General features: G+C 71.5%; 4 protein-coding genes. All 4 read left to right on the plus strand.

Annotation, left to right across the window (positions count from 1 at the left end; all coding sequences use genetic code 11):
- Window positions 1-57: 57 nt before the first annotated feature.
- Window positions 58-3201, plus strand: a complete 3144-nt coding sequence (locus tag UW392_RS52300) for a putative bifunctional diguanylate cyclase/phosphodiesterase (RefSeq protein ID WP_320782499.1) — start codon at window positions 58-60, stop codon at window positions 3199-3201.
- Between the two features lie 246 nt (window positions 3202-3447).
- Window positions 3448-5292 carry an acetolactate synthase large subunit gene (locus UW392_RS52305; protein ID WP_320782500.1) on the plus strand — a complete coding sequence of 615 codons (1845 nt, stop codon included), beginning with the start codon at window positions 3448-3450 and terminating at the stop codon, window positions 5290-5292.
- A 29-nt stretch (window positions 5293-5321) separates the two neighbouring features.
- Complete coding sequence (gene ilvN, locus UW392_RS52310) at window positions 5322-5846, plus strand: acetolactate synthase small subunit (protein ID WP_320782501.1); 525 nt, start codon at window positions 5322-5324, stop codon at window positions 5844-5846.
- A 109-nt stretch (window positions 5847-5955) separates the two neighbouring features.
- Window positions 5956-6708 (plus strand): ketol-acid reductoisomerase (ilvC, locus tag UW392_RS52315; RefSeq protein ID WP_320782502.1); only part of this gene is annotated, 753 nt, incomplete at its 3' end.

Genomic DNA, 6708 nt, shown 5'->3' on the forward strand with positions numbered 1-6708 from the left:
GCACACCGGCCCAGCCCACCGTGACCCGGGCGTGACGCGGACCGGGAGGCCCCGGTGATGTCGCCACCGCCTCCCGCGCCCGCCCTGGACCAGGTGGTGCGGGCCCGGCCCGCGCCGGGACCGCTGCCGCCCCGGCCGTCGGCCGGCGGCGCCCGGACGAGACTGGCCGGCCCGCTGCTGCTGGTCCTGGCCTGCGCGGGATACGCCGTAGGTTCCGCGCTCGGCTGGGGCTCCTCCCGACTCGCCCTGTTCATGGGCGACTTCGGCCTCGGTGCCGCCGCCGGCGCCGCGGCCGTCTCCTGCTTCCTCTACGCCCGCAGCCGCCGTGTCCCCTTCCGGCCGGCCTGGCTGCTGTTCGCCCTGTCCTCCGCCATGGCGTGCGTCGGCAACGCCGTCTGGGGGTGGTACGAGGTCGTCCTGGAGCGGCCCGTGCCCACCCCGAGCTACGCCGACCTGTTCTTCCTGTGCTTCGCGCCGCCCGCCATCGTGGGCCTGCTGGTCTTCGCCAAACGGCCGGCGACCCGCGCGGGCTGGGTCTGCCTCGGCCTGGACGCCTGGCTGATCGGCGGCTCCCTGCTGACCCTCGCCTGGAGCCTGGCGCTGGCCCAGGCCGCCAAGGTCGACGGGTCGAGCGTGGCGCACAGCGCGCTGTCGCTGGCGTACCCGCTGCTCGACATCGCCCTCGTCAGCATCGTGCTCGCGCTGCACTTCAGGCGCTCGCCCGTCTACCGCACCGCGGTCAACACGGCGATCGGCGCGCTCGCGCTGACGGTCATGAGCGACGCTCTGTTCACCTCGCCGCTGCTCCACAACGACTACCGCTCGGGGCAGTTGCTCGACGCGGGCTGGTTCGCCGGCTCGCTGCTTCTCGCCTACGCCCCCTGGGCCGGCCCGCGGCACGGACAGCGGCTCACCGGTGACCCGGCCGCCGACGGCACCGACGGCCCGGACGGGCACGCGCGCGCGGTCCACGAGTACGCGCCCGGACCGGACGGCGCGGTCCACCGCCCGGCCCCCGCGCCCGGCGGCGAACCCGGCCGCTACCCCGCCGCCGCCCGGCCCATCGCCGGTTCGCTGGCCGCGCTCACGCCCTACCTCGCCGCCGCCGTCTGCACCCTGAGCATCCTGTACAACGTGCTCAACGGCCACAGCGTCGACCGCGTCGTCCTGCTGACCGGCGGCACCGTCGTCCTCGCCCTGGTCGTCCGGCAGGGCATCATGCTGCTCGACAACATCACCCTCACCCAGGAACTGGCGCAGAAGGAGAACCACTTCCGCTCCCTGGTGCAGGGCTCCAGCGACGTCATCATGATCGCCGCGCCCAACGGCATCCTGCGCTACGTCTCCCCGGCCGCCGCCGGGGTCTACGGACGCGCCGCCGAGGAACTCGTCGGCCGGGAGCTGGCCGACCTCATCCACCCGGAGGACCTGGGCTGCGTGGTGCACGAGGTGCGCCGCTTCCTCGCCGCCAGCCCCGTCGAGGAACCCACCACCCGCATCGAGTGCCGCTTCCGCTCCGGCCACGGGGGCACCTCCCACGCGGGCGAAGCCGAGAGCGGCGGAGTCTGGCTCAACGTCGAATCCACCGTCAACCGCCACCACGGCGGCCTGATCTTCAACAGCCGGGACGTGACCGAGCGGGTCCGCCTCCAGGCCCAGCTCCAGCACAACGCCGAGCACGACCCGCTCACCGACCTGCCCAACCGCGCCCTGTTCACCCAGCGGGTCCAGCAGGCCCTCTCCGGCCGCCGCGCCTCCGACCGGGGCGCCGCCCTGCGCGGCACCGCCGTCCTCTTCATCGACCTCGACGGCTTCAAGGCCGTCAACGACACGATCGGGCACCAGGCCGGGGACGAGCTGCTCGTCCAGGCCGCCCGCAGACTCCAGGACGCGGTCCGCCAGGGGGACACCGCCTCCAGGCTGGGCGGCGACGAGTTCGCGGCGCTGATCGTAGGGGACGGCACCCGCGACCGGGACGCCCGTGAAGGGCACATCCTGGAGCTCGCCGACCGCCTGAGGCTGAAGCTGTCGCAGCCCTACCTGATCGACGGCAACGATGTCCGCGTCAACGCCTCCATCGGCGTGGCCTTCGCCGAACCGGGCCTCGGCGCGGGGGAGCTGCTGCGCAACGCCGACCTGGCGATGTACCGCGCCAAGGCGGGCGGCAAGGGCCGCGTGGAGCTGTACCGGCCGCAGATGCAGCAGGACGTCGTCCGCAAGGCCGAACTGGCCACGCGCCTGCGCGCCGCGCTGCACGACGGCGAGTTCGCGCTGCTGCACCAGCCGGTGGTGCGCCTGTCGGACGGCCGGATCGCGTCGGTGTGCGCCCAGGCGCGCTGGCGCTCCTCCCAGGGCGTCCTGTTCACCCCGGCCGAGTTCCTGCGCGTGGCCGAGGACGGCGACCGCACCGCCGAGCTGGACCGCTGGATGCTCCAGGAGGCGGTCGAGCAGGCCGCCGACCGGGCCGCGGCCGGCGTCGGCGCCCCCGTGGCCGTCCGGATCGGCGCCCGCCGGCTGCTGGACCGCTCGATGCCGCTCGGCTCGGTCGAAGCCCTGCTGACCCGGTACGGACTGCCGCCCGGCGCCCTGGTGATCGAGCTGTCCGACACCGACCCCCGGGTCCCCCAGGACGAGCTGGAGCGCCGTCTGAACACGCTGCGGCGGGCCGGCGTACGGATCGCTCTCGACGGCTTCGGCAGCGGCCACGCGGCCCTCTCCGCCCTGCGGCGGCTCCCGGTGGACATCCTCAAACTCGACCGGAACCTGGTGGAGGGAGTCGTCGAGTCCGCCCGGCTGTACAAGATCACCAGCGGGCTGCTCCGGATCGCCGCGGACCTCGGACTGAAGTCCGTCGCCGACGGGGTGGACCTGCCCGAGCAGGTCGTCGCCCTGCGCGCGATGGGCTGCACCCACGGCCAGGGCATGGCGTTCTCCGGGCCGCTCGACGAGCACCGGCTGCGCCGGGCGCTCACCACCGGCCGCTACCCGGTGCCGCACGGACCGGCCGAACCCGCCTACACGCGAGGCACGGGCGGCTATGCGACCGGCGTCGCGAACGGTCTCGCGGGCGGGGTGAACAGCGCCGTCACCACCGGTCTGACCAGCGGAGTCGCCGGTGCCGTCGCCGGTGGGGTGGCAACGGTCCTCGGCGGCGGCACGGCCCTGCGCTCACATGATGAGACTCCCGTCCCACCCACTTGACAGTGAGTGTGTGCCGGGGGGAGGGTCAGTTCCATGCGCACCCGAATTCTCGTACTTGGAAAGCGCGTCGGCTGAAGCTGGTGACGTCCGGACCACCCGGAACTCCCAGCGACCCACACCCGGCGCGCTCCCCTCGCTTGCCTTTTGGCACGAGGGGTTTTTTGTTGCACAGGCACCTGCCGCACACCGTACAAACCTCGCCAAAACCCTCAGCATCAGACCCTCAGCATCGAGAAGAGAATGCCGATGACCGAGCAGGCCACCGGGGCCCATCACCCGCAGCCGCGGCCCCGATCCGGAGGACAGTCCGCGCCCGAGCACGTCACGGGTGCGCAGTCCCTCATCCGCTCTCTCGAGGAGGTCGGCGCCGACACGGTATTCGGCATTCCCGGTGGCTGCATCCTTCCGGCGTACGACCCGCTGATGGACTCCACCCGCGTCCGGCACGTCCTGGTCCGCCACGAGCAGGGCGCGGGACACGCGGCCGAGGGATACGCCCTCGCGACCGGCAAGGTCGGCGTCTGCATGGCGACCTCGGGCCCCGGCGCGACCAATCTCGTCACCCCCATCGCCGACGCGCACATGGACTCGGTGCCGCTGGTCGCGATCACCGGGCAGGTCGCCTCCAAGGCGATCGGCACGGACGCCTTCCAGGAGGCGGACATCGTCGGCATCACCATGCCGATCACCAAGCACAACTGGCTCGTCACCGACGCCGACGACATTCCCCGCGTGATCGCGCAGGCGTTCCACGTCGCCTCCACCGGCCGCCCCGGCCCGGTCCTGGTCGACATCGCCAAGGACGCCCTCCAGGCGAGGACCACGTTCTCCTGGCCGCCGGTCATGGACCTGCCGGGCTACCGCCCGGTGACCAAGCCGCACGCCAAGCAGATCCGCGAGGCCGCCAAGCTGATCACCGCCGCCAAGCGTCCGGTGCTCTACGTCGGCGGCGGCGTCCTGAAGGCCGGTGCCACCGCCGAGCTGAAGGTCCTCGCCGAGCTGACCGGCGCCCCCGTCACCACCACCCTGATGGCGCTGGGCGCGTTCCCCGACACCCACCCGCAGCACCTGGGGATGCCGGGCATGCACGGCTCGGTCGCCGCCGTCACCGCGCTGCAGAAGGCCGACCTGATCGTCGCCCTCGGCGCCCGCTTCGACGACCGCGTCACCGGCAAGCTGGACAGCTTCGCCCCGCACGCCAAGATCGTCCACGCCGACATCGACCCGGCGGAGATCGGCAAGAACCGCGCCGCCGACGTGCCGATCGTCGGCGACGCCCGCGAGGTCATCGCCGACCTGGTGCAGGCCGTGCAGAAGGAGCACAGCGAGGGCCAGCGCGGCGACTACACCGCGTGGTGGAAGGACCTGGACCGCTGGCGCGAGACCTACCCCCTCGGCTACGACCAGCCCGAGGACGGCTCGCTCTCCCCGCAAGCGGTCATCGAGCGGATCGGACAGCTCGCCCCCGAGGACACGATCTTCACGGCGGGCGTCGGCCAGCACCAGATGTGGGCCGCGCACTTCGTCCAGTACGACAAGCCCGCCACCTGGCTGAACTCCGGCGGCGCCGGAACGATGGGCTACGCCGTCCCCGCCGCCATGGGAGCCAAGGCCGGTGCCCCCTCGAAGACCGTCTGGGCGATCGACGGCGACGGCTGCTTCCAGATGACCAACCAGGAACTGACCACCTGCGCCCTGAACAACATCCCGATCAAGGTCGCCATCATCAACAACGGCGCCCTCGGCATGGTCCGCCAGTGGCAGACGCTCTTCTACAACCAGCGGTACTCCAACACGGTGCTGCACTCCGGCCCCGACGACGTCAACCCGGCGGCCCGCGGCACCCGCGTCCCCGACTTCGTCAAGCTCGCCGAGGCCATGGGGTGCTACGCCATCCGCTGCGAGGACCCCGCCGACCTCGACAAGGTCATCGAGGAGGCCAACGCCGTCAACGACCGGCCGGTCGTCGTGGACTTCGTCGTCCACGAGGACGCGATGGTCTGGCCGATGGTCGCCGCCGGCACCTCCAACGACGAGATCATGGCCGCCCGGGACGTCCGCCCCGACTTCGGCGACAACGAAGACGACTGAGAGCCGTAGAGGAAGCAAGGAAGCAGACCATGTCCAAGCACACGCTCTCCGTCCTGGTGGAGAACACCCCCGGCATCCTCGCCCGGATCGCCGCCCTCTTCTCCCGCCGCGGCTTCAACATCGACTCGCTCGCCGTCGGCGTCACCGAACACCCCGACATCTCCCGCATCACCATCGTCGTGGGAGTGGAGGACCTGCCACTCGAACAGGTCACCAAGCAGCTCAACAAGCTGGTCAACGTGTTGAAGATCGTCGAGCTGGAGCCGGCCCACGCCGTCCAGCGCGAACTCGTCCTGGTGAAGGTGCGCGCCGACAACGAGACGCGCTCCCAGATCGTCGAGATCGTCCAGCTGTTCCGCGCGAAGACCGTCGACGTCTCCCCGGACGCCGTCACGATCGAGGCGACCGGATCCGGCGAGAAGCTGTCCGCCATGCTCAAGATGCTGGAACCGTACGGCATCAAGGAGCTGGTCCAGTCCGGCACGATCGCGATCGGCCGCGGCGCCCGTTCGATCACGGACCGCTCGCTGCGCGCCCTCGACCGGTCCGCCTGACACACCCGGTGACACGGGCCGCCGCCCGTATTCCGAGACCCCGAACCTTCCCCTCCCCCCACCGGCATACGGTGGGACGCAACACCTGCACTCAAGGAGAGAACCCAAAGTGGCCGAGCTGTTCTACGACGCCGACGCCGACCTGTCCATCATCCAGGGCCGCAAGGTCGCGGTCATCGGGTACGGCAGCCAGGGCCACGCCCACGCGCTGTCGCTCCGCGACTCGGGTGTCGACGTGCGCGTCGGTCTGCACGAGGGCTCGAAGTCCAAGGCGAAGGCCGAGGAGCAGGGCCTGCGCGTGGTGAGCCCCGCCGAGGCCGCCGCCGAGGCCGACGTCATCATGATCCTCGTCCCGGACCCGATCCAGGCGCAGGTCTACGACGAGCACATCAAGGACAACCTGAAGGACGGCGACGCGCTGTTCTTCGGCCACGGCCTGAACATCCGCTACGGCTTCATCAAGCCCCCGGCCGGCGTGGACGTCTGCATGGTCGCCCCCAAGGGCCCGGGTCACCTCGTGCGCCGCCAGTACGAGGAGGGCCGCGGCGTTCCCTGCATCGCCGCCGTCGAGCAGGACGCCACGGGCAACGCCTTCGAGCTGGCCCTGTCCTACGCCAAGGGCATCGGCGGCACCCGTGCCGGCGTCATCAAGACGACCTTCACCGAGGAGACCGAGACCGACCTCTTCGGCGAGCAGGCCGTCCTGTGCGGTGGCACCGCCGCGCTGGTCAAGGCGGGCTTCGAGACGCTGACCGAGGCCGGCTACCAGCCGGAGATCGCCTACTTCGAGTGCCTGCACGAGCTGAAGCTGATCGTGGACCTCATGTACGAGGGCGGCCTGGAGAAGATGCGCTGGTCGATC

This window comes from Streptomyces sp. CRN 30 (genome assembly GCF_034105845.1).